The sequence below is a fragment of the Geminicoccus flavidas genome (genome assembly GCF_009806515.1).
In the GTDB taxonomy this organism is placed as follows: Bacteria; Pseudomonadota; Alphaproteobacteria; order Geminicoccales; family Geminicoccaceae; genus Geminicoccus; species Geminicoccus flavidus.
Window position 1 is genome coordinate 1 of the sequence record NZ_WUJP01001089.1, and the last position, 249, is coordinate 249.

Annotated in this window: 1 protein-coding gene; it reads right to left on the reverse strand. The window is 57.8% G+C overall.

Going from position 1 to position 249, the window contains the following annotated elements; genetic code table 11:
* Positions 1 to 235 (reverse strand): PAS domain S-box protein (locus tag EQG76_RS33845; protein WP_159719056.1); only part of this gene is annotated, 235 nt, incomplete at its 3' end.
* Between the last annotated feature and the right edge of the window lie 14 nt (positions 236 to 249).

Consider the following 249-nt stretch of genomic DNA (forward strand, 5'->3'; position numbering starts at 1 on the left):
CCGGGAATCGAAGCAGCTTCTCCTTGCGACCGAGCCGATCAAGAATTTCATTGATCGTCGCTTCATCAGCATGAAACTCGGAGATGTGCCGGCCTACATACTCCTCGGCCGAGTATCCAAGCAGCGCGAGCTCGGTCTTGTTCGCCCGGATGATCCGCCCGTCGCTCCCGACAATGTGGAGGGCGACTGCACCATTCTCGAAGAAATCTTCGAGATCATCGACGCTTTGCTGCAGCGCCTGGTAGGCGC